General features: G+C 55.5%; 18 protein-coding genes. 8 read left to right on the top strand and 10 right to left on the bottom strand.

From position 1 onward, the window contains the following. Nucleotides 1-54: 54 nt before the first annotated feature. On the bottom strand, nt 55-507 hold the full coding sequence (matP, locus tag DD597_RS02185) for a macrodomain Ter protein MatP (protein ID WP_003858158.1): 453 nt from the start codon (nt 505-507) through the stop codon (nt 55-57). Between the two features lie 186 nt (nt 508-693). Between matP and DD597_RS02180 the strand changes: the two genes are divergently transcribed. Together DD597_RS02180 and fabA are read left to right on the top strand one after the other, a co-directional pair. Further along, a complete protein-coding gene (locus tag DD597_RS02180) occupies nt 694-2,454 on the top strand; it encodes a Lon protease family protein (protein ID WP_032608967.1) in 1,761 nt (586 codons plus the stop codon). Nucleotides 2,455-2,522: 68 nt separating this feature from the next. Beyond that, nucleotides 2,523-3,041 carry a bifunctional 3-hydroxydecanoyl-ACP dehydratase/trans-2-decenoyl-ACP isomerase gene (gene fabA, locus DD597_RS02175; protein WP_000227926.1) on the top strand — a complete coding sequence of 173 codons (519 nt, stop codon included), beginning with the start codon at nt 2,523-2,525 and terminating at the stop codon, nt 3,039-3,041. Between the two features lie 71 nt (nt 3,042-3,112). Here fabA and rmf read toward each other — a convergent pair whose 3' ends face one another. The 6 genes from rmf to rlmKL form a co-directional block, all read right to left on the bottom strand. Then, nucleotides 3,113-3,280: a ribosome modulation factor gene (gene rmf / locus DD597_RS02170; RefSeq protein WP_003858162.1), complete on the bottom strand. Its 168-nt coding sequence runs from the start codon at nt 3,278-3,280 to the stop codon at nt 3,113-3,115. Nucleotides 3,281-3,534: 254 nt separating this feature from the next. Continuing rightward, nucleotides 3,535-4,101: a membrane integrity-associated transporter subunit PqiC gene (pqiC, locus tag DD597_RS02160; RefSeq protein WP_129255914.1), complete on the bottom strand. Its 567-nt coding sequence runs from the start codon at nt 4,099-4,101 to the stop codon at nt 3,535-3,537. Then, nucleotides 4,098-5,738 (bottom strand): intermembrane transport protein PqiB, encoded by a 1,641-nt coding sequence (gene pqiB / locus DD597_RS02155; RefSeq protein WP_045331471.1) that lies wholly within the window; start codon nt 5,736-5,738, stop codon nt 4,098-4,100. The genes pqiC and pqiB overlap by 4 nt, the downstream gene beginning before the upstream one ends. A gap of 4 nt (nt 5,739-5,742) precedes the next feature. Further along, entirely contained in the window at nt 5,743-6,996 is a 1,254-nt protein-coding gene (gene pqiA, locus DD597_RS02150) for a membrane integrity-associated transporter subunit PqiA (protein WP_045336731.1), read from the bottom strand. A gap of 13 nt (nt 6,997-7,009) precedes the next feature. After that, entirely contained in the window at nt 7,010-8,917 is a 1,908-nt protein-coding gene (locus tag DD597_RS02145) for an ABC transporter ATP-binding protein (RefSeq protein ID WP_006809352.1), read from the bottom strand. A gap of 12 nt (nt 8,918-8,929) precedes the next feature. Beyond that, nucleotides 8,930-11,038, bottom strand: a complete 2,109-nt coding sequence (rlmKL, locus tag DD597_RS02140; RefSeq protein ID WP_129255913.1) for a bifunctional 23S rRNA (guanine(2069)-N(7))-methyltransferase RlmK/23S rRNA (guanine(2445)-N(2))-methyltransferase RlmL — start codon at nt 11,036-11,038, stop codon at nt 8,930-8,932. A gap of 98 nt (nt 11,039-11,136) precedes the next feature. On the opposite strand from rlmKL, the gene DD597_RS02135 reads away from it, so the two are divergent. Beyond that, on the top strand, nt 11,137-12,246 hold the full coding sequence (locus tag DD597_RS02135) for a YcbX family protein (protein ID WP_003858174.1): 1,110 nt from the start codon (nt 11,137-11,139) through the stop codon (nt 12,244-12,246). On the opposite strand, the gene zapC is transcribed toward DD597_RS02135, so the two are convergent. Further along, nucleotides 12,243-12,785, bottom strand: coding sequence for a cell division protein ZapC (zapC, locus tag DD597_RS02130; RefSeq protein ID WP_022650736.1), 543 nt, complete (start codon nt 12,783-12,785; stop codon nt 12,243-12,245). The genes DD597_RS02135 and zapC overlap by 4 nt on opposite strands. A 166-nt stretch (nt 12,786-12,951) precedes the next feature. Then, nucleotides 12,952-13,962 (bottom strand): quinone-dependent dihydroorotate dehydrogenase, encoded by a 1,011-nt coding sequence (pyrD, locus tag DD597_RS02125; RefSeq protein ID WP_129255912.1) that lies wholly within the window; start codon nt 13,960-13,962, stop codon nt 12,952-12,954. A gap of 249 nt (nt 13,963-14,211) precedes the next feature. Between pyrD and ssuE the strand changes: the two genes are divergently transcribed. From ssuE to ssuB, 5 genes are read left to right on the top strand one after another with little or no spacing between them, the layout of a single operon-like run. Continuing rightward, complete coding sequence (gene ssuE, locus DD597_RS02120) at nt 14,212-14,787, top strand: NADPH-dependent FMN reductase (protein ID WP_003858180.1); 576 nt, start codon at nt 14,212-14,214, stop codon at nt 14,785-14,787. Beyond that, nucleotides 14,780-15,742, top strand: a complete 963-nt coding sequence (locus DD597_RS02115; RefSeq protein WP_058663371.1) for a sulfonate ABC transporter substrate-binding protein — start codon at nt 14,780-14,782, stop codon at nt 15,740-15,742. Before ssuE ends, DD597_RS02115 begins: the two co-directional genes overlap by 8 nt. Beyond that, complete coding sequence (ssuD, locus tag DD597_RS02110; RefSeq protein WP_017384817.1) at nt 15,739-16,884, top strand: FMNH2-dependent alkanesulfonate monooxygenase; 1,146 nt, start codon at nt 15,739-15,741, stop codon at nt 16,882-16,884. Before DD597_RS02115 ends, ssuD begins: the two co-directional genes overlap by 4 nt. A gap of 9 nt (nt 16,885-16,893) precedes the next feature. Then, entirely contained in the window at nt 16,894-17,685 is a 792-nt protein-coding gene (ssuC, locus tag DD597_RS02105; RefSeq protein ID WP_003858185.1) for an aliphatic sulfonate ABC transporter permease SsuC, read from the top strand. Continuing rightward, nucleotides 17,682-18,452 carry an aliphatic sulfonates ABC transporter ATP-binding protein gene (gene ssuB / locus DD597_RS02100; RefSeq protein WP_003858186.1) on the top strand — a complete coding sequence of 257 codons (771 nt, stop codon included), beginning with the start codon at nt 17,682-17,684 and terminating at the stop codon, nt 18,450-18,452. The genes ssuC and ssuB overlap by 4 nt, the downstream gene beginning before the upstream one ends. Before the next feature lie 102 nt (nt 18,453-18,554). Here the strand turns inward: ssuB and pepN are convergent, their stop codons facing one another. Beyond that, nucleotides 18,555-21,167 (bottom strand): aminopeptidase N, encoded by a 2,613-nt coding sequence (gene pepN / locus DD597_RS02095; protein WP_022650731.1) that lies wholly within the window; start codon nt 21,165-21,167, stop codon nt 18,555-18,557. Between the last annotated feature and the right edge of the window lie 30 nt (nt 21,168-21,197).

The following is a 21,197-nucleotide window of genomic DNA, read 5'->3' as shown; positions in this document are numbered from 1 at the left end:
ATAAAAAAACCCCGCCATGCGGGGTTTTTTATTATCTGAAGAAAAGCAAAATGCTTATTTTTTACCTAACAGTGCCTGTAGATCGTTCTTCAGCGTCGACATCTGGCTGGCATACTTCTCTTTGTGCTCGGCATCTTCAATCAGCTGCACCACCGTTTCCGACAGGGTTTTCCCGCGCCGTTGCGCAAGCCCGGCCAGACGCTGCCAGACCATAAACTCCAGGTCGATGGATTTCTTACGGGTGTGCTGATGCTCGGCATTGAAATGCCGTTTACGACGAGCACGGATAGTTTGCTTCATCCGGTTTAACAGGGCCGGATTAATGTGTTTCTCAATCCAGCCGTTGACCAGTACCGGTTCGTTTTCGAGGGTCAGCAACATATCCACAGCTTCTTGCGCCGCGCTGGCTTCGATGTAGCAGGTGATCAGCTCCCCTTCACGGTGCTTTTTGACCAGGTACTTCCATTTCCAGCCGCTTTCGAGGTTTTCCAGTTGTTGATATTTCATTGCGATCTCAGTGTTACCGTGTAACTCTGTTCAGAATATCAGTTTTTTGGCAATCTGCTGAAAAGAAATCATATCCTGTGAAACGCCGCAGGCGATCCGCATGACGAAAACCCGAATCCTGATTGGGCAGAGTGCGCCGCTTACGGTATACTCCACGGTTTTACTTCTGACTAAAAAACATCAACTTTGACCATTACGAAACTTGCATGGCGTGACCTGGTTCCGGATACCGAGAGCTATCAGGAGCTGTTTGCACAGCCAGACCTCACAAAAGAACACGAATTCATACTTAGCGATACACAACCGCGTTTGCATTACGCGCTGGAGCAGATGTCATCCCCATGGGCTACATCTCCTTTCATGCTGCTCAAAGCCCCGGAAGAAGCCGAGTATCTGACGCTTCTCGGTGATGCCATGCGCCAGTTGCAGCCAAAAACGAATGCCGTTTTTGGTGGCCAGTATCATATTGCCGGACGTGACGTGACGTACGAACCTGCCACGCAGGCAGACGGACAGTTCGCTGCAAAAGGCGAGGTGATCACCGCCAACTGGGTGGAAGCAGAACAGCTGTTCGGCTGCCTTCGTCAGTTCAATGGCGATGTGTCACTGCAACCGGGGCTGGTACACCGCGCGAATGGCGGCGTGTTGCTCATTTCCCTTCGCACCCTGCTTGCTCAGCCTCTGCTGTGGATGCGCCTGAAAACGGTGGTGACGCAGCAACGTTTTGACTGGGTAGGCTACGACGATTCGCGTCCGCTGCCTGTATCCATTCCGTCTATGCCGCTGTCGCTGACCGTCGTGCTGACGGGCGACCGTGAATCTCTGGCTGATTTCCAGGAAATGGAGCCAGAACTCGCGGAGCAGGCTGTCTATAGCGAATTTGAAGATAATATTCAGATCGCCGATGCCGATGACATGGCGCAGTGGTGTCAGTGGGTTATGGCCGTGGCGGAACGTTTCGCACTGCCCTCGCCTGCCGAGGATGCGTGGCCGGGCTTAATCCGCGAGGCCGTACGCTACACTGGCGATCAGGAAACCCTGCCGCTCTGCCCGCTCTGGATCGGTAAACAGCTGCGTGAAGTGGGGGTTATCAGCGGTAACGGTCCGTTTACCGGTGAGCAGCTTAGCCAGATGCTGGCCCAGCGTGAATGGCGTGAAGGTTATCTTGCTGACCGTATGCAGGATGAAATTCTGCTGGAACAGATTCTGGTGGAGACCGAAGGCGAACGTATCGGGCAAATCAACGCCTTGTCCGTCATCGAGTTCCCCGGACACCCGCGCGCCTTTGGTGAGCCTTCCCGTATCAGCTGTGTCGTACACATTGGTGACGGCGAATTTACCGATATCGAACGCAAGGCCGAACTGGGCGGAAACATTCATGCCAAAGGCATGATGATCATGCAGGCGTTCCTGATGTCTGAACTTCAGCTCGAGCAGCAGATCCCCTTCTCTGCCTCGTTGACCTTTGAGCAGTCCTACAGTGAAGTCGACGGCGACAGCGCCTCAATGGCGGAGCTGTGTGCCGTGATCAGCGCGCTTGCAGACGTGCCGATTAACCAGAATATTGCGATTACCGGGTCCGTGGATCAGTTTGGCCGTGCCCAACCGGTGGGCGGACTGAATGAGAAAATCGAAGGCTTCTTCGCAATCTGCCAGCAGCGCGGTTTAAACGGCAAACAGGGCGTGATTATTCCGGCACCTAACGCTCGCCATTTGAGCCTGAGCCAGGCGATTCTGGATGCGGTAGAGCAGGAACAATTCACCGTCTGGGCCATCGAAGGGGTTGAGGATGCACTACCCTTACTGACAAACCTGGTCTGGGACGGCGAAGGCCAGACAACCCTTATGCAGACCATTCAGGAACGTATAGCTCAGGCGACACAGCAGGATGCTCGTCATCGTTATCCGTGGCCGTTACGCTGGTTAAGTTGGTTTAGTGCGAACTGATCGGACTTGTTCAGCGTACACGTGTTAGCTATCCTGCGTCCTTCACTAAAATAAGGCTTACTGAGAACATGGTAGATAAACGCGAATCCTATACTAAAGAAGACCTTCTTGCCTCTGGTCGCGGTGAACTGTTTGGCGCGAAAGGCCCGCAGTTACCAGCCCCAAATATGCTGATGATGGACCGTGTCGTGAAAATGACCGAAACCGGCGGCAACTTTGATAAGGGTTACGTAGAAGCAGAACTCGATATCAACCCGGACCTGTGGTTCTTCGGTTGCCACTTTATTGGCGATCCGGTAATGCCTGGCTGCCTGGGCCTCGATGCCATGTGGCAGCTGGTTGGCTTCTATCTGGGCTGGCTTGGCGGTGAAGGCAAAGGCCGTGCGCTGGGCGTAGGCGAAGTGAAATTCACCGGTCAGGTTCTGCCTACCGCGAAGAAAGTCACCTACCGTATCCATTTCAAACGCATCGTTAACCGCCGCCTGATTATGGGCCTGGCGGACGGTGAAGTGCTGGTAGATGGTCGCCTGATCTATACCGCGAACGACCTGAAAGTGGGTCTGTTCCAGGATACCTCCGCTTTCTGATAACGGCTTATAGCCCCATCCAGAAAGGCGAAACCTCCGCATTGCGGAGGTTTCTTTTTAAAGAGACGGTATCAAGCAAGTACTGCCCTGTCTCCGATGGCTTCTCGCCAGCCCCCTAGCCATTGGGACCTTTGATTCAGGGCCTGATAGGGACACATTTCTTTTGAACGTCCGGCGATGCCAGCCTGATAACCACGTTGATGAGCCCTTTCCAGGCGATCTCGTTTCTGTCTCTTCATGCCTCGTTTCCCTCATTCTTTTGTCTGGTGGAAAGAAAACAGTGGTTGCAATATGTGCAAGCACAGTTAACGAATACCCCGAATCGACGTCAGCGTCAACGTTCAAAATTCATACGGGTGTCATATTTGTGAGCTACATGGAAGATCGTTTGTACAAAAAATGTGACGCGGGACAAGTAACAACCTGAACGCAAAACGAAAAAAAAGCCGCAATCAGCAAGAAGCTGAGTGCGGCTTTCGTCGATGAATTTTACTTATGGCAGGCGGGAAATCTCTCTTGCGATAGCAGCCGACTCCTGTGCCCATCCCTGCGCAAGTACTTTCACCATTTCGTCATAGCCATCTTTCTGCTGCTTGAGTTCAAGATGAAAAGGACGCTTAATCAGCTGACCCTGGTGATTCAGCAGCCACTCCCCGCTGATAACAACGGCACCATCATAGCGGCCATGGAATCCCGTCACGTTAACATTCAGAGTGTCCTGATCGCTTCCCAGAGGCTGCGAGGCAACGACCCAACCGGGGAGCTGGCTGCTCAGATTCGCCACCAGCGTATTGCGTAGCTGCTGATCCAGCGGGCTGGCCCACAGGTTATTGTTGGCGATTACGTACTGCACATCGCTGGTCTGGTAGACCACCCCGTTGCCCGCCAGGTAATCTGGCAAGGCAACCTGTTCAACCCACAGCAGACGGCTGCCCTGCGAGGTGCTGCTCTGCGCACCGGACTGGGCGCTTAACGGCAGCTGGTAGTAGCTTTTGTTATCGCTTCCAGAGCTACAGGCCGTTAATACCAGTGCGCCTGCGATGATTAGCCATTTTTTCATTGTTTCGCCCTCTTAGGCTCAGGATCCTTTTTGTCTTTCGCTTCAAACACCAGTGCGTTGCTCTTTTCATTGAGCGTTTTCAGAACGGGCTGTAGCTCGCGTAAAACCTGATCAAGACGTTGCATATCCGCCACCATCTTGTTGTAGGCCGCTGAGCCCGGCTGGAAGCCCTGCATACTACGATTCAGTTCGCGCAACGTTTTCTGCATATCCTGCGGCAGCTGCTGCATGGACTGGTTAGCGGTGATCTTGTTGATATTATCCAGCGTGGTTTGCAGACGTAGCATCGTTGCCTGGCTCTGATGCAGTGATCCCGTCGCAGCTTCAAGCATTGGATTCAGCGGCAGATTGTTGATCTTATCCAGCGTTTCCATCAGGCGCTGTTGGATCTGCGCCAGGCCACTGCTGACCGTAGGAATGATTTTGTAGCCACCAAATTCACGGATACCCGTCATTGGTGGCGCTTTTGGATAGAAGTCCATATCGACATACAACGCCCCTGTGACCAGGTTGCCGGTTTTCAGCGAGCCGCGCAGCCCGCGATTCAGCAGGTCGCTGATATGCTCCCCAATATCCTGGTCCTCGCCTATCTGATTAATCAAACGCTCAGGCTCAATGCGGATCAGCACCGGAATACGATAATCATCATCAAGCATCTGCTTCAGTCCCGGAACAAAGTAAGGCACTTGTCCCACTGTTCCCAGACGAATACCGCGGAACTCAACTGGCGCTCCTGGCTGCAAGCCGCGTACAGAGTCCTTAAAGAACATAAGATAGTCGATGTGATCGGTATAGAGCGCATCCTGAATGCTTTTTTGATCGTCAAACAGTCTGAAGGCGGTTTTTTCCGCCACCGGTTGTCCCAGATCTATACCTTCCGGCACGTCAAAACTGACGCCCCCACCAAACAGCGTGGTGAGTGAACCCATCTCAACGCGCATCCCCGCAGAGGTGAGATCTACCGCGATCCCGCTGTCTTTCCAGAAGCGAACGTTGCTGGTCACCAGGCGGTCATTAGGCGCGTTGATAAATAGCTGATAGCTGATGGTCCGTTTTTGCGGATCGAAGGTGCTTGTTTCAACCGAACCGACGCGATACCCACGGAACAGCACCGGATCGCCCGGCGAGAGCTGGCCCGCTTTTTTACTGTCCAGAATAACGCGGATCCCTTTTGCATCCGGTGGCGCAAGCGGCGGTGAATCCAGCAGCTGATAGTTTGCTGGCTGGGCGCCTTTGTTGCCGGGCTGGAGTTCAATATAAGCCCCGGACAATAGCGTCCCTAAGCCGCTGATCCCTTCTCTCCCAACCTGCGGTTTCACTACCCAAAAAACAGAATCTTCATGGAGCAGTTTTTCCATGCCAGCATTCAGGCGGGCCTTGATTTCAACATGGGTTAAATCATCCGTCAGGGTCGCGCTTTCCACGACACCCACATCCACGCTGCGGCTCTTGATGGTGGTTTTTCCGCCCTCAATCCCCTCTGCATTGGTGGTAATTAGCGTGACTTCCGGTCCCTGATGGCTGTAATGATAAAACAGGATCCATGCACCGATCAGCGCGGTCACGATGGGGAAAATCCACACCGGCGACCAGTTTCTGACCTTCTGCACTTTAGCCTCTCCACTCTTATTTTCCATGCTCTTACTCTTCCTCATGGCTTGAATCGGGCTCACGATCCCACGATAAACGAGGGTCGAAGGTCATGGCCGCAAACATGGTCATAATGACGACCAACGCAAACATCAGCGCTCCCATAGCGGGATAAATACTCATCAGCCCACCCATACGCACCAGCGCTGAGAGAACCGCAATCACAAACACGTCAATCATCGACCAGCGGCCAACAAATTCCACGACCTCATAAATCAGATGCATGCGCTCGCTGTCTCGCTTACCGTGCCCTTTTGCATCCCAGCAAAGCCAGGCAATGGCAATCATCTTTAAGGTCGGAACCATAATACTGGCGAGGAATATGACGCCTGCTACAGGGTAAGATCCCTCGCTCCACAGCAAAATCACCCCGGCCAGTATGGTCGAGGGCATTCTGTCGCCGAGCAAATCGGTGATCATGATCGGCAAGATATTGGCGGGCAGATAGAGCATGACAGAGGTCACCAGCAGCGCCATGGTCCATTGCAGGCTATTTTTGCGCCGGACGTGACCTTTTGTTTCACAACGCGGACACACCTCGACATCCGCGGGCAGCACGGCGGTGCAGCACGAGCAGGAGCGAAGCCCCTGACGGATACCCGGTACGCCCACCTTTACCGTCTGCGAGAGCGTCGGCGCAGGGGCAATATCGTCCCAGGCCCAGCGTCGGTCCACGCACTGGAACGCGCGCAGTTGCAGCACGCAATACAGACACCACGGAATAAAGCTGCTGCCAATCCCCACATCGCCGTAGGCCATCAGCTTCACGAAGCTGACCAGGATACCCGCGAGAAAAATTTCCGCCATCCCCCAGCTTTTCAGCTGGAAAAGGATCCGCGCGAGTTTGATTTTAAGGACAGTGGGCATCCTGACGCGGTTGACCAGCAGCAGAATGACGACCAGGCAAAAAGCCGGGACGATCTGCACGAACAGAAGAAAGAAGGTGCCAAGGCTGGCGTAATCTTCCGAGAACATCACGCCAGGAATTTCCAGTAAATCTACCTGGCTTACCATCCCACCCACTTTCATAGAGATAAAAGGGAAGAGATTGGAGAGCAGTAACATGAACAGGGCTGCCAGCGCGTAAGCCGTGGGACGCTGCCTTGGCGCGTCCCACTCGGTCGTCAGCGTAGCGCCGCAGCGCGGGCAGGCAGCTTTATGTCCGTGACCAAGCTCTGGCAACGCCACGAGCATATCGCATTGCGAGCATAATATATGCCGATCGGCATGGTGCTGGTCACACATAGATTATCCCTGTTTATGCGCCGTTTTTCAGAGACTCAAGGTACTCCCAGCGCTCAAATGCCTCTTCCAGCGCCTGTTCAGCCTGGGAGAGTTCAGCCAATACTTTCTGAGTATAGTCGTGAGGCTGCGTAAAGAATGACGCATCAGCGACCTGGATTTGCAGTGCTTCCAGTGCAGCTTCCAGCTCTTCCAGACGCTGCGGCAGCCCCTCCAGCTCGCGCTGCAAGTTATAACTCATTTTAGCAGGAGACTTTTTGACAGTTTCTGCTTTTGCAACAACAGGTTCAGCGACATTTTTGGTCTTCGCCTGTTTTTGCGCCAGCGACTGTGATTGCTGTCCACGCGCGTCATGATAGCCGCCTACATATTGCCCGATGCGTCCTTCGCCTTCGAAGATCCAGCACTCGGTCACGGTGTTATCGACAAACTGACGATCGTGGCTGACCAGCATCACGGTTCCCTGATAACCATCAATCAACTCTTCCAGCAGTTCCAGCGTTTCGACATCCAGATCGTTAGTCGGTTCATCGAGAATCAATAAGTTACTGGGTTTCAGGAACAAACGCGCCAGCAAAAGACGGTTACGCTCACCGCCGGACAGCGCGCGCACCGGCGTCATGGCGCGTTTCGGGTGGAACAGGAAGTCCTGAAGGTAGCCCAGCACGTGACGCGGCTTGCCGTTAACCATGACCTCCTGTTTGCCCTCAGCGAGGTTATCCATCACCGTACGGTCTGGATCCAGCTCTGCGCGGTGCTGGTCGAAGTACGCCACTTCCAGTTTGGTACCGCAGTGGATACGACCGCTGTCGGCCTGGAGCTGACCGAGCATCAGTTTCAGCAGCGTGGTTTTACCGCACCCGTTCGGGCCGATCAGCGCAATTTTGTCGCCGCGCTGAACCTGAGCGGAGAAATCGTTCACCAGCACTTTGCCGTCAACCGAATAATTCACGTTCTCCATTTCGAAGACAATCTTGCCCGAGCGGGACGCCTCTTCAACCTGCATTTTGGCGCTCCCCATGACTTCACGGCGTTCGCTACGTTCGCGGCGCATCGCCTTGAGGGCGCGAACGCGGCCTTCGTTACGGGTACGACGGGCTTTGATGCCCTGACGGATCCAGACCTCTTCCTGTGCCAGCTTGCGGTCGAACTCGGCGTTTTGCAGCTCTTCGACGCGCAGGTTCTCTTCTTTCTCCAGTAGATAGGTATCGTAATCGCCCGGGTAAGTCACCAGCTTGCCGCGGTCGAGGTCGACAATGCGCGTGGCCATATTGCGGATGAACGAACGGTCGTGGGAGATGAAGATAATGGTGCCGTTAAAGGTTTTCAGGAACCCTTCCAGCCAGTCAATCGCTTCGATATCCAGGTGGTTCGTCGGTTCGTCCAGCAGCAGCACCTTAGGCCCGCTCACCAGGGCACGGCCCAGCGCCGCTTTACGCAGCCAGCCGCCGGAGAGCGCCGACAGCTCCATATCCGCTTCCAGGCCAAGCTGGGCCAGCACTTCATTAATGCGGTTTTCCAGCTGCCACAGACCGTGGTGATCGAGCATCTCCTGCACTTTTGCCAGCTCGTTGAGATTCTTGTCGCTCGGGTCCGTCATGACCAGATGCGAAATCTCGTGGTAACGCTTGAGGTATTCCGCCTGCTCTGAAATCCCTTCGGCCACAAAATCGTAAACGCTGCCGGTGACGTTACGCGGCGGATCCTGTTGCAGACGAGAGACGATCAGATCCTGCTCGTAAACAATACGGCCATCATCCAGCCCCTGCTCACGGTTGAGGATTTTCATCAGCGTCGATTTACCTGCGCCGTTACGGCCCACCAGACAGACGCGCTCGTTATCTTCGATATGCAGCTCTGCATTATCGAGAAGCGGTGAGTCGCTGAAAGAGAGCCACGCGCCGTGCATACTAATTAAAGACATTTATTTTTCCTTTCAGACCGCGGAAATCAGCCAGCAGTTGTGGATTTGACGGTTACGGGCAAAGTCCTGAGACAGCGTTTTTTGGCTGATTTCTTGTGCTTTCAGTCCCAGTTCGGCCAGGCCGTCGTGATCCATGCGGAATCCGCGCTTGTTGTTCGAGAACATAATGGTGCCGCCTTTACGCAGCAGGCGCTTCAGGTCGGTCATCAGGCGCAGGTGATCGCGTTGAACGTCAAAGCTATCCTCCATACGCTTGGAGTTAGAGAAGGTCGGCGGATCGATAAAGATCAGGTCAAACTGCTCGTCGGTATCGCGCAGCCAGCCCAGCACGTCGGCCTGTAACAGGCGATGCTGACGACCGGTTAAGCCGTTAAGACGCAGGTTGCGCTCTGCCCACTCCAGATAAGTACGGGACATATCGACCGTGGTGGTGCTACGCGCGCCGCCAAGCCCCGCATGAACGCTGGCGCTGCCGGTATAGGAGAACAGGTTCAGGAAGTCTTTGCCCTTGCTCATCTGGCCCAGCATGCGGCGGGCGATACGGTGGTCGAGGAACAGACCGGTATCAAGGTAGTCAGTCAGGTTAACCCACAGGCGCGCGTTATATTCGCCCACTTCGATGAAGTCACCCTTCTCGCCCATCTTCTGATACTGGTTTTTGCCTTTCTGACGCTCACGGGTTTTCAGCACCAGCTTGTTTGGCGAAATGCCGAGTACGGCGATGGTGGCCGCAATCACATCCAGCATACGCTGACGCGCTTTTTGCGCATCGATAGTTTTCGGCGGGGCGTATTCCTGAATCACTACCCAGTCCGCATAGCGGTCAACCGCCACGTTGTATTCCGGCAGGTCAGCGTCGTACAGGCGATAACATTCGATGCCTTCCTGCTTTGCCCACTTCTCAAATTTCTTCAGGTTTTTGCGCAGGCGGTTGGCGTAATCTTCCGCCACGCCTGACGGTTTGCTATCCGCCGCTATCTCTGCCAGATGGTAGTTTTTCTGCACGCAGTCCAGCGGGCCGTTTTTCGCCTTGAACTGGCGATCGGCACGCAATTGCAGGCAGCTCAGCAGCTCCGGCGAGGCGCTAAACAGGGAGAGGTTCCAGCCGCCGAAATGCGCTTTCATGTTGCGGCCCAGCAGGCTGTGCAGTGCAATCAGCGCCGGCTCGCTGTCCAGACGCTCACCATACGGCGGGTTGCTGATCACCGTACCGTACGGGCCTTTTGGCAACGGGTTGGTCAGGTTCGCCACGTCTTTCACCTCGAAGGTGACCAGCTCGCCGATACCGGCACGACGGGCGTTGCTGCGCGCACGTTCAATCACCCGTGCATCGCTGTCCGAACCGTAAAAGTGAGAGGTGTATTCCGCCAGCCCTTTACGGGCGCGGGTCTGCGCATCGTCTTTGACCTCTTTCCAGATGGCCTCATCGTGCTGCGCCCAGCCTTTGAAGCCCCAGTGGCCGCGGTGCAGCCCCGGCGCACGGTCGGTGGCCAGCATCGCGGCTTCAATCAGCAGCGTACCGGAACCGCACATCGGATCGAGCAGCGGCGTACCTGGCTGCCATCCGGAGCGCATCACGATAGCGGCAGCCAGCGTTTCTTTGATCGGCGCCATCCCGGTGCGATCGCGATAACCGCGCAGATGCAGGCCTGCGCCGCTCAGATCAAGGGAAATACTGGCCGTATCGCCGTTCAGCCAGACGTTGATACGCAGATCCGGGTTTTCACGGTCAACGTTCGGACGTTCTTTATTACGACGCGTGAAGCAGTCCACAATGGCATCCTTAACGCGCAGGGCACCGTACTGGCTGTTGCGGATCTCATCGTTGACGCCGTTGAAATGCACCGCAAAGGTGGCGTCCGGGGTGAAGATCTCTGTCCAGTCGATCATCTGTACGCCGGTGTAGAGATCAAGATCGCTGTAGACCTTGCACTCTTTCATCGGCAGCATGATGCGCGACGCCAGACGGCTCCACATCAGGCTCTGGTAAATAAGCCGCGTGTCGCCCTCAAAATGGACACCACCCTGAACCACCCGGCACTCTTTCGCGCCCAGGGCTTCCAGTTCAGTTTTTAACAGCTCTTCCAGCCCACGGGCCGTACTGGCAAACAGAGAATTCATATCGTCACTTTTACTCATAGAAAATTGTCGCGCATTATAGCTAATATGGCGTGTATGTCATAAAGTTGAAGGCTTATTTTCTTTAGCGGGAGTGTGTAGTGGCGACGTTATCCAGGCTTTTTATTCATCCGGTGAAATCGATGCGCGGTATCGGCGTGACTCACGCGCTGGCCGATATGAGCGGATTCGCCTTCGATCGTATTTTTATGGTCACCGAGCCTGACGGTACGTTTATCACCGCACGTCAGTTCCCGCAGATGGTTCGCTTTACGCCTTCCCCGCTTCATGACGGGCTGCATTTGACCGCGCCAGACGGTTCAAGCGTCGTGATCCGCTTTGCTGATTTTGCGCCGCTTGATGCGCCAACGGAAGTGTGGGGCAATCATTTTACCGCGCGTATCGCGCCGGATAACATTAACCAGTGGCTCAGCGGCTTTTTCTCCCGTGACGTTCAGCTGCGCTGGGTTGGGCCTGCGCTGACCCGTCGCGTGAAGCGCCACGATGCGGTTCCCCTCTCCTTCGCGGATGGTTTTCCCTTTCTGCTGACCAGCGAGGCCTCGCTGCGAGATTTACAAAAACGTTGCAAAGCCAGCGTGCAGATGGAGCAGTTTCGCCCGAATCTGGTGGTGACCGGAGCGGAGGCCTGGGATGAAGATACCTGGAAAGTCATCCGCATCGGCAGCGTTATTTTTGACGTGGTGAAACCGTGCAGCCGCTGTATTCTCACCACCATTAGCCCGGAGAAAGGCCAGAAGCATCCTTCCGGTGAACCGCTAAAAACATTGCAGTCATTTCGCACCGCGCAGGATAAAGGTGATGTCGACTTCGGCCAGAACCTGATCCCCCGCTCCAGCGGTGTGATCCGCGTGGGCGACGAGATCGAGATCCTTACCCGCGGGCCTGCCAGGGTGTACGGCGCAGGTCAGGAAGAAGAGATGGTTGACGTGGTAACCAACGTCGCTTCCGCGGTGGATATTCACTGGGAAGGCAAAGTTATCCGTGGTAACAATCAGCAGGTGCTACTGGAACAACTGGAACAGGCGGGTATCCGCGTACCGTATTCCTGTCGCGCGGGGATTTGCGGATGCTGTCGCATTAAACTGGTCGATGGTGAAGTGAGTGCCCTGAAGAAATCTGCGATTGGCGGTGACGGCACGATCCTGTGCTGTAGCTGTGTCCCGAAAACATCCGTACAGCTGGAAGCTTAAACCGCCTGTTCGAGGCTGAAGGAATCAACGCGCAGCTGTGGCTTCAGCCTGTCGTTCATCACTTTGATGGCATCACCTAACTGCATAACTCGCCCGGCAATGGTCACGCCGGGTTGGGCCAGCAAACAGAGCGCAGCGTTTTCACCGGGTTCAACCACCAGCAAATTCACCTCCTCTTCGGTATCGCTCAGATTGACGCTCGCCGCATCGCCGATAGCCGGGGTCCAGCTCATGCCGTGCGCAAGGAAATGCCAGCTTTTCGGCATTTGCGGTTTCAGGAAACGGATCGCCACCAGTGCATTTAATACCAGTTCAGCGCGCTGTTCTTTGGAGAGATCGAACTCGCGGCATTTTTCTTCGAAAGAGAAATAGAGTGCAGCATCGTCAACGCAAAAGCCTGAGGGAGCAAACGCGTCTGGGGTTAACATTCGGCGCGCAAAACGAGAGCGAAACAACATGCCATTGGCTAAGTCGAGCATCATACGGTCATGCTCTTCACAAAAATACCAGCGCCAGTTATCGTCAGGTTTAATTCGCATGTTTCTCTCCCGTCCCCTAAACGTCCTGTACTAAAAATGTCCTGTTTGCCGCTTCGCTTATAACACTAGTAATAAAAGACTATAATGTCTAAATAAGCAACAATGACGGAATATAAAACAACCAGGGCTGGAAATAAAGCCCTGGTTGTCTGATTAAGAGAAAAGATTAGATATGCGTGACGATTTCTTTAATCAGCTGCGGCCCTTTAAAAATAAAGCCGGAATAAATTTGCACCAGCGATGCGCCTGCCGCCATCTTCTCACGTGCAGCGATGACGGAGTCAATGCCACCCACGCCAATAATCGGCAGCAGGCCTTTTAATTCCGCGGAGAGTGCGCGAATAATTTCGGTGCTTTTTAATTGTACCGGACGGCCACTTAATCCACCCGCTTCGTCACAGTTTTTCATTCCCTGAACGAGAGAGCGATCGAGTGTCGTATTGGTCGCAATCACACCATCAATATTATGGCGAACTAAACTGTCGGCAACCTGGATCAATTCTTCTGCCGAAAGATCCGGGGCGATCTTAACCGCGACCGGAACATATTTATGGTGGATCGCCTGTAGCGCCGTTTGTTTATTTTTAATGGCGCTAAGAAGATCGTCGAGCGCTTCGCCATATTGTAATGAACGCAGCCCTGGGGTGTTAGGCGAGGAAATATTCACCGCAATATAACCGGCATAGGCATAGACTTTTTCCATACAAATCAGATAGTCATCTTTACCCTGCTCGACCGGCGTGTCTTTATTTTTGCCAATATTTATACCCAGCACGCCATCAAAATGGGCTTTCTTAACGTTCTCAACCAGATGATCGACGCCAAGGTTATTAAAGCCCATGCGGTTGATCAGCCCTTCGGCTTCAACCAGGCGAAACAGACGTGGCTTGTCATTTCCCGGCTGCGGACGCGGCGTTACCGTCCCGATTTCGATCGAGCCAAAGCCCATCGCACCGAGTGCATCAATGCATTCGCCATTTTTGTCCAGACCGGCCGCCAGGCCCAGTGGATTTTTGAAAGTCAGGCCCATGCACTGAACTGGTTTTTCCGGCACGTTTTGACGCACCAGCGCGGCCAGAGGCGTTCCTGTAATACGGCGTAACTGCTGAAATGTAAATTCATGAGCGCGCTCAGGATCGAGCTGGAAAAGGGCTTTACGAACGAAGGGGTAGTACATGAACTCTCCTGGATTCCCGGTGTGCAAACCGGGAGGGGATTATGTGCGATCCCGCCCGGAAAGGGAATTGACCTGTGGCAAAAAAAGCCACGTAAAACGCAATCGTTTACTTATCGGTTCGCTTCTTATGCATTTTTCTGCATTCATCCTGAGGATAAATCATTTAGTGGAATAACCACGCAATGTCACACTCCTGAAAATTGTTATGAATGTTAGATAAAAGCAAACAATTAGTTATAAGGAGCAACCATGCGCGTCATTACCCTGGCCGGAAGCCCCCGCTTCCCCTCTCGCTCCAGCGCACTGCTGGAATACGCTCGCGAAAAGCTTAATGCTCTGGATGTCGAAGTGTGTCACTGGAATTTGCACAATTTCGCGCCTGAAGATCTGCTCTACGCCCGTTTCGACAGCCCGGCGCTGAAAACCCTGATCGAACAGCTTAAGAGTGCTGACGGGCTGGTCGTCGCGACACCGATTTATAAAGCTTCTTTTTCCGGCGCACTGAAAACGCTCCTCGATCTGCTGCCCGAACGTGCGCTGGACGGTAAGGTCGTCCTGCCGCTGGCCACAGGCGGTACGGTAGCCCATTTACTGGCGGTGGATTATGCCCTCAAGCCGGTTCTGAACGCGCTGAAAGCACAGGAGATCCTGCATGGCGTCTTCGCTGACGACTCACAGGTAATCGACTACCAGCATAAACCGCATTTCACGCCGAATCTGCAAACCCGCCTCGACAGCGCGCTTGAAACCTTCTGGCACGCCCTGAACCGTCGGGATCGCCACGCGGCGGCATTTCATCAATCACAAGGAGTGGCGCATGTTTAAAACAGTTACCCGTATCGGGCTGGCAGGTCTGCTGGCAGTGGCGTCGCTGGCTCAGGCGACGGTGAAAGCGCCGGAGAGCCTGCGTATCGGTTATCAAAAAGGCAGCGTCAGCATGGTGCTGGCGAAAAGCCATGCGTTGCTGGAGAAGCGTTTCCCGGAGACCAAATTCTCATGGGCCGAGTTCCCTGCCGGACCACAGATGCTGGAGGCGCTGAACGTCGGGAGTATTGATTTAGGCAGCACCGGCGATATCCCGCCGATCTTTGCGCAGGCTGCCGGGGCGGATCTGGTTTACGTTGGCGTTGAGCCCGCCAAGCCGAAGGCAGAGGTTATTTTGGTGCCCGAAAACAGCGAGATCAAAAGCGTCGCCGACCTCAAAGGCCATAAGGTTGCTTTCCAGAAAGGTTCAAGCTCGCACAACCTGCTGCTGCGCGCGTTGCAGGAGGCCGGCCTAAAATTCACCGATATCCAGCCCGTTTACCTGACGCCTGCCGATGCGCGCGCGGCGTTTCAGCAAAAAAATGTTGATGCCTGGGCTATCTGGGATCCGTACTACTCCGCCGCACTGTTGCAGGGCGGTGTGCGGGTGCTGAAAGACGGCACCACCCTGAAGCAGACCGGTTCGTTCTACCTGGCGGCACGTCCTTACGCTGAGAAAAATGGCGCATTTATTCAGCAGGTGCTGGATACCTTCTCTCAGGCCGATGCGCTGACCCAAAGCCAGCGTCAGCAGAGCATCACGCTGCTGGCAAAAACCATGGGCCTGCCTGAACCGGTGATCGCCACCTATCTTGACCACCGTCCTCCCACCACCATAGCACCGGTTGACGCCCACGTTGCCGCTCTCCAGCAGCAAACGGCAGACCTCTTTTATCAAAACCGCCTGGTTCCAAAGCAGGTGAATATTCGCGAACGCATCTGGCAACCCGCTGGCATTGAAGGAAAAAAATCATGAGTCTGAATCTTTTCTGGTTTTTACCCACCCACGGTGATGGACACTATCTTGGCACAGAAGAAGGCGCCCGCCCGGTCGATCACGGCTACCTACAGCAGATCGCCCAGGCGGCAGACCGCATCGGTTTTACCGGGGTGCTGATCCCGACGGGCCGTTCATGTGAGGATGCGTGGCTGGTTGCCGCGTCAATGATCCCCGTCACCCAGCGCCTGAAATTCCTGGTAGCCTTGCGCCCGAGCGTGGTGTCGCCCACCGTCGCGGCGCGTCAGGCGGCAACGCTGGACAGGCTTTCCAACGGCCGTGCGCTGTTCAACCTTGTGACGGGCAGCGATCCGCAGGAGCTGGCGGGGGATGGCGTTTTCCTCGATCATACCGAACGCTATGAAGCCTCCGCAGAGTTCACCCGCGTCTGGCGACGTCTGCTGGAAGGGGAAACCGTCACCTTCGAAGGGAAACATATCCACGTTCGCGATGCGCAGCTCTACTTCCCGCCGGTACAGCAGCCGCGCCCTCCCCTCTATTTTGGCGGATCGTCGGACGTGGCGCAGGAGCTGGCGGCCGAGCAGGTCGATCTCTATCTGACCTGGGGCGAACCACCGGAGCTGGTGAAAGAGAAAATTGCTCAGGTACGCGCTAAAGCCGCAGAACATGGCCGTACGGTACGCTTTGGTATTCGCCTGCACGTGATCGTCCGCGAAACCAACGACGAGGCCTGGCAAGCCGCCGACCGTCTGATCGCTCATCTGGACGACGACACTATCGCCAAAGCACAGGCGGCGTTTGCCAAAACCGACTCCGTGGGCCAGCACCGGATGGCCTCCCTGCACAACGGCAAGCGTGAAAATCTTGAGATCAGCCCGAACCTGTGGGCCGGGGTGGGTCTGGTGCGCGGCGGCGCCGGCACGGCGCTGGTCGGCGACGGTCCAACCGTAGCGGCACGCATTAATGAATACGCGGCGCTGGGGATCGACAGCTTTATCCTGTCTGGCTACCCGCATCTGGAGGAGGCGTACAAGGTGGGTGAACTGCTGTTTCCGCACCTGGATGTCGCTATCCCGGAAATTCCGCAGCCACGCCAGCTTCAGTTACAGGGCGAAGCCGTGGCGAACGCGTTTATCCCGAGAAAAGTCGCGCAAAGCTAAGGAGCCACCATGTCTGCAACCGCACAAAAATGGCTACTGCGCGCCGCGCCGTGGTTTCTGCCCGTCGGCATTGTCCTCGTCTGGCAACTGGCGTCTTCAACTGGCTGGCTGTCGAGCCGCATTTTGCCCTCTCCGGAGGGCGTTGTGGAAGCGTTCTGGTCGCTCAGCGCCAGCGGTGAGCTGTGGCAACATCTTGCCATCAGCTCCTGGCGCGCGGTAATCGGCTTTTCGATTGGCGGAAGCATCGGCCTGACGCTGGGGCTGATCAGCGGCCTGTCCCGCTGGGGTGAGCGGCTGCTGGATACCTCCGTTCAGATGCTGCGTAACGTGCCGCATCTGGCGCTTATCCCACTGGTTATTTTGTGGTTTGGCATTGATGAGAGCGCCAAAATTTTCCTCGTGGCGCTGGGAACGTTATTCCCGATTTATATCAATACCTGGCATGGGATCCGCAATATCGATCGCGGTCTGGTTGAGATGGCCCGCAGCTATGGCCTGTCAGGTTTTGCCCTGTTTACCCATGTGATCCTGCCGGGCGCCCTGCCCTCCATTATGGTTGGGGTGCGTTTTGCGCTCGGCCTGATGTGGCTAACCCTGATCGTGGCGGAAACCATTTCGGCTAACTCCGGCATTGGTTATCTGGCGATGAACGCCCGCGAGTTCCTGCAAACGGACGTGGTGGTGGTTGCCATTATCCTTTATGCCCTGCTCGGCAAACTTGCGGACGTCAGCGCCCAGTGGCTGGAACGTAGCTGGCTGCGCTGGAACCCGGCCTACACCGCTCAGGAGGCGAAAGCATGAATACTGCACGACTGAACCAGGGAACACCGTTACTGCTGAACGGCGTGACCAAACGCTACGGCGACAACACCATTCTGAATGCACTGGATCTGCATATTCCTGCCGGACAGTTTGTTGCCGTTGTCGGCCGCAGCGGTGGCGGCAAGAGTACCCTGCTGCGTCTTTTAGCCGGGCTGGAAGCGCCAAACAGCGGTGACATTCTGGCAGGCACTACGCCGCTGGCCACGATTCAGGATGATACGCGCATGATGTTTCAGGATGCGCGTCTGCTGCCGTGGAAAACGGTGATGGATAACGTCGGGCTGGGCCTGAAGGGCATCTGGCGGGAGGACGCCCGGCAGGCACTCGCTGCGGTAGGGCTGGAGAATCGCGCGGGAGAGTGGCCTGCGGCCCTGTCGGGTGGACAAAAGCAGCGCGTAGCGCTGGCACGCGCGCTGATTCATCGTCCCGGCCTGCTGCTGCTTGATGAACCGCTCGGCGCGCTTGATGCCCTGACGCGGATCGAAATGCAGGATCTGATTGAAACCCTATGGCAGACGCACGGCTTTACGGTGCTGCTGGTGACGCATGATGTCAGTGAAGCCGTGGCAATGGCAGACAGGGTACTGTTAATAGAAGAAGGTAAAATTGGTCTGGATCTGACGGTAGATATTCCGCGTCCTCGCCGCGTGGGATCGGCCCGACTGGGGGAGCTGGAAGCCGAAGTGCTGGATCGGGTGATGAAGCGTGGGGTAAGTGAACGGGTGTTGATTAAAGCTAATGCCTGATGCCCGCACCCCGGCCCTCTCCCACAGGGAGAGGGAGAAAAAACTAAAAACGGCAACCGAGGTTGCCGTTTTGCTTTTATCTGCCCACCGGGCAATTTTTTATTACGCTAAGGCCTTAGCAATCTTCTCGTACAGATCGCCAGACAGATTTTCCAGCCCTTTCAGCTGCTCAAGCGCGGCGCGCATTTTCGCCTGACGCTGCGCATCGTAACGTTTCAGGCGGATCAGCGGCTCAATCAGACGAGACGCCACCTGCGGGTTACGGCTGTTCAGCTCGGTCAGCATTTCAACCATGAACTGATAACCGCTGCCGTCTTCGGCATGGAACGCGGCCGGGTTGCTGCTGGCGAAGGCACCAATCAGAGAGCGGACGCGGTTCGGGTTGCTCATGGTGAACGAACGGTGCTTCAGCAGGCTACGTACTTTGCTGAGTACATCGGCTGCCGGACTGGTGGCCTGAAGGATGAACCACTTGTCCATCACCAGACCATCCTGATACCACTTGTCGTCGTACTCCTGCATCAGCGCATCGCGGCACGGCAGCTCGGCGGCAACGCTTGCAGCCAGCGCGGCCAGGGCATCCGTCATGTTATCGGCTTCGTGGTACTGCTTGCTGACCAGCGTGTTCGCCAGCTCTGCCTCACCAAACGCCAGATAGCGCAGGCAGGTATTGCGCAGGGAACGTTTACCGATATCCGCATGTTCCACCCGATACGCGTCCAGCTTGTTGGCGTTGTAAATGGCGAGGAACTCATCTGCCAGTTCGGTCGCCAGCGTGCGGGTCAGCGCTTCACGCACGGCGACGATGGCAATCGGATCAATGATGTCAAACAGCTCGGCGATTTCAGTCGCAGACGGCAGCGTTAAAATTTCAGCCGCCAGCGCCGGGTCAATGTTCTCATCCAGCAGGATGGCACGGAACGCGTCTGCCACATGAACCGGCAGCGTCAACGGCTGGCCCTGCTGGTAACGGTTGACGTTCAGCTTGATGTAGGTCGCCAGCAGGCTTTGTGCCGCATCCCAGCGCGAGAAATCGTTGCGCGCGTGACGCATCAGGAACGTCAGCTGCTGATCGCTCCACTTGTATTCGAGTTTCACCGGCGCGGAGAATTCGCACAGCAGGGCGGGAACGGGCTGGAAATAGACGTTATCGAAGATAAAGGTCTGCTCTGCCTGGGTCACGTTCAGCACGTTATGCACCGGGTGACCGCCCTTCTGTAACGGGATCACGTTGCCTTCGTTGTCGTACAGCTCAACGCTGAACGGAATGTGCAGCGGATGTTTCTCTTCCTGCTCGGCCGTTGGCGGCGTGCGCTGGCTGATGGTCAGCGTGTACTGCTCGGTTTCCGGGTTGTAGTCGTCTTTGACCGTCACGATCGGCGTACCGGCCTGGCTGTACCAGCGGCGGAAATGAGACAGATCCACGTTAGAGGCGTCCTCCATCGCCTGGACGAAATCGTCGCAGGTGGCCGCACTGCCGTCGTGACGCTCGAAGTAAAGCTGCATCCCTTTCTGGAAATTCTCTTCGCCCAGCAGGGTGTGGATCATGCGGATAATTTCAGCGCCTTTTTCATACACCGTCAGGGTGTAGAAGTTATTCATCTCAATGACTTTATCCGGGCGGATCGGGTGGGCCATTGGGCTGGCATCTTCTGCAAATTGCAGACCACGCATAGTGCGCACGTTGTTGATGCGGTTCACCGCCCGCGATCCCAGATCGGAGCTGAACTCCTGATCGCGGAAGACGGTTAAGCCCTCTTTCAGGCTCAGCTGGAACCAGTCGCGACAGGTGACGCGGTTCCCGGTCCAGTTGTGAAAATATTCGTGGCCGATAACGCGTTCGATATCGAGGTAATCTTTATCCGTGGCGGTATCGGTACGCGCCAGCACGTATTTGGAGTTAAAGATGTTAAGACCTTTATTCTCCATCGCGCCCATGTTGAAGAAATCGACAGCAACAATCATATAGATGTCGAGGTCATATTCGAGACCAAAGCGCGTTTCATCCCACTTCATGGAGTTGATGAGAGAGGTCATTGCCCACGGTGCGCGGTCAAGGTTGCCACGATCCACGAACAGCTCCAGCGCGACTTCACGGCCAGAGCGCGTTTTAAAGGTGTCGCGGAGAACATCGAAATCTCCCGCTACCAGCGCAAACAGATAGCAGGGTTTCGGGAACGGATCCTGCCACTGTACCCAGTGACGGCCATTCTCCATTTCCCCCTCGCCAATCCGGTTGCCGTTGGAGAGCAGGTACGGGTACAGCGTTTTGTCGGCAATAATTTTGGTGGTAAAGCGCGCCAGGACGTCCGGGCGATCAAGATACCAGGTAATGTGGCGGAAACCTTCGGCTTCACACTGGGTACACAGGGCTACGCCTGACTGGTAAAGCCCTTCCAGCGCGGTATTGGCGGCAGGGCTAATTTCATTCACGATGCGCAGGGTAAAGCGTTCCGGCAGGTTGTCGATGACCAGCTGGTTGCCTTCTTCTTTATAGTCTGACCAGGCTTCATCGTTAATATGCAGGGAAACCAGCGTCAGGTCTTCACCATCCAGACGCAGCGGCACGGCTGTCGCGCTCTGGCGCGTCACCTGGCTTACCGCCGTCACGACGGTTTTTGTGGCATCCAGGTCGAAAGTCAGATCGATATCGCTTATCAGGTATTCCGGCGCACGGTAGTCGTGGCGGTATTTAGCTTGTGGCTGTTGTGTCATAGAAAACCTTATGCATCGTTTGTCGAGTAA

Source organism: Enterobacter cloacae complex sp. 677-3DZ2D5B (assembly GCF_004136695.1).
GTDB lineage: Bacteria > Pseudomonadota > Gammaproteobacteria > Enterobacterales > Enterobacteriaceae > Enterobacter > Enterobacter hormaechei_C.
Note: the sequence above shows the minus strand (reverse complement) of the source record. Positions and strands in the feature narration are given on the sequence as shown.

Bases quoted from the DNA above. Each gene is read 5' to 3' on its own strand.
- matP (WP_003858158.1), bottom strand. From the start codon at position 507: ATGAAATATCAACAACTGGAAAACCTCGAAAGCGGCTGGAAATGGAAG.
- fabA (WP_000227926.1), top strand. From the start codon at position 2,523: ATGGTAGATAAACGCGAATCCTATACTAAAGAAGACCTTCTTGCCTCT.
- rmf (WP_003858162.1), bottom strand. From the start codon at position 3,280: ATGAAGAGACAGAAACGAGATCGCCTGGAAAGGGCTCATCAACGTGGT.
- pqiC (WP_129255914.1), bottom strand. From the start codon at position 4,101: ATGAAAAAATGGCTAATCATCGCAGGCGCACTGGTATTAACGGCCTGT.
- pqiB (WP_045331471.1), bottom strand. From the start codon at position 5,738: ATGGAAAATAAGAGTGGAGAGGCTAAAGTGCAGAAGGTCAGAAACTGG.
- pqiA (WP_045336731.1), bottom strand. From the start codon at position 6,996: ATGTGTGACCAGCACCATGCCGATCGGCATATATTATGCTCGCAATGC.
- DD597_RS02145 (WP_006809352.1), bottom strand. From the start codon at position 8,917: ATGTCTTTAATTAGTATGCACGGCGCGTGGCTCTCTTTCAGCGACTCA.
- rlmKL (WP_129255913.1), bottom strand. From the start codon at position 11,038: ATGAATTCTCTGTTTGCCAGTACGGCCCGTGGGCTGGAAGAGCTGTTA.
- zapC (WP_022650736.1), bottom strand. From the start codon at position 12,785: ATGCGAATTAAACCTGACGATAACTGGCGCTGGTATTTTTGTGAAGAG.
- pyrD (WP_129255912.1), bottom strand. From the start codon at position 13,962: ATGTACTACCCCTTCGTTCGTAAAGCCCTTTTCCAGCTCGATCCTGAG.
- ssuE (WP_003858180.1), top strand. From the start codon at position 14,212: ATGCGCGTCATTACCCTGGCCGGAAGCCCCCGCTTCCCCTCTCGCTCC.
- DD597_RS02115 (WP_058663371.1), top strand. From the start codon at position 14,780: ATGTTTAAAACAGTTACCCGTATCGGGCTGGCAGGTCTGCTGGCAGTG.
- ssuD (WP_017384817.1), top strand. From the start codon at position 15,739: ATGAGTCTGAATCTTTTCTGGTTTTTACCCACCCACGGTGATGGACAC.
- ssuC (WP_003858185.1), top strand. From the start codon at position 16,894: ATGTCTGCAACCGCACAAAAATGGCTACTGCGCGCCGCGCCGTGGTTT.
- ssuB (WP_003858186.1), top strand. From the start codon at position 17,682: ATGAATACTGCACGACTGAACCAGGGAACACCGTTACTGCTGAACGGC.
- pepN (WP_022650731.1), bottom strand. From the start codon at position 21,167: ATGACACAACAGCCACAAGCTAAATACCGCCACGACTACCGTGCGCCG.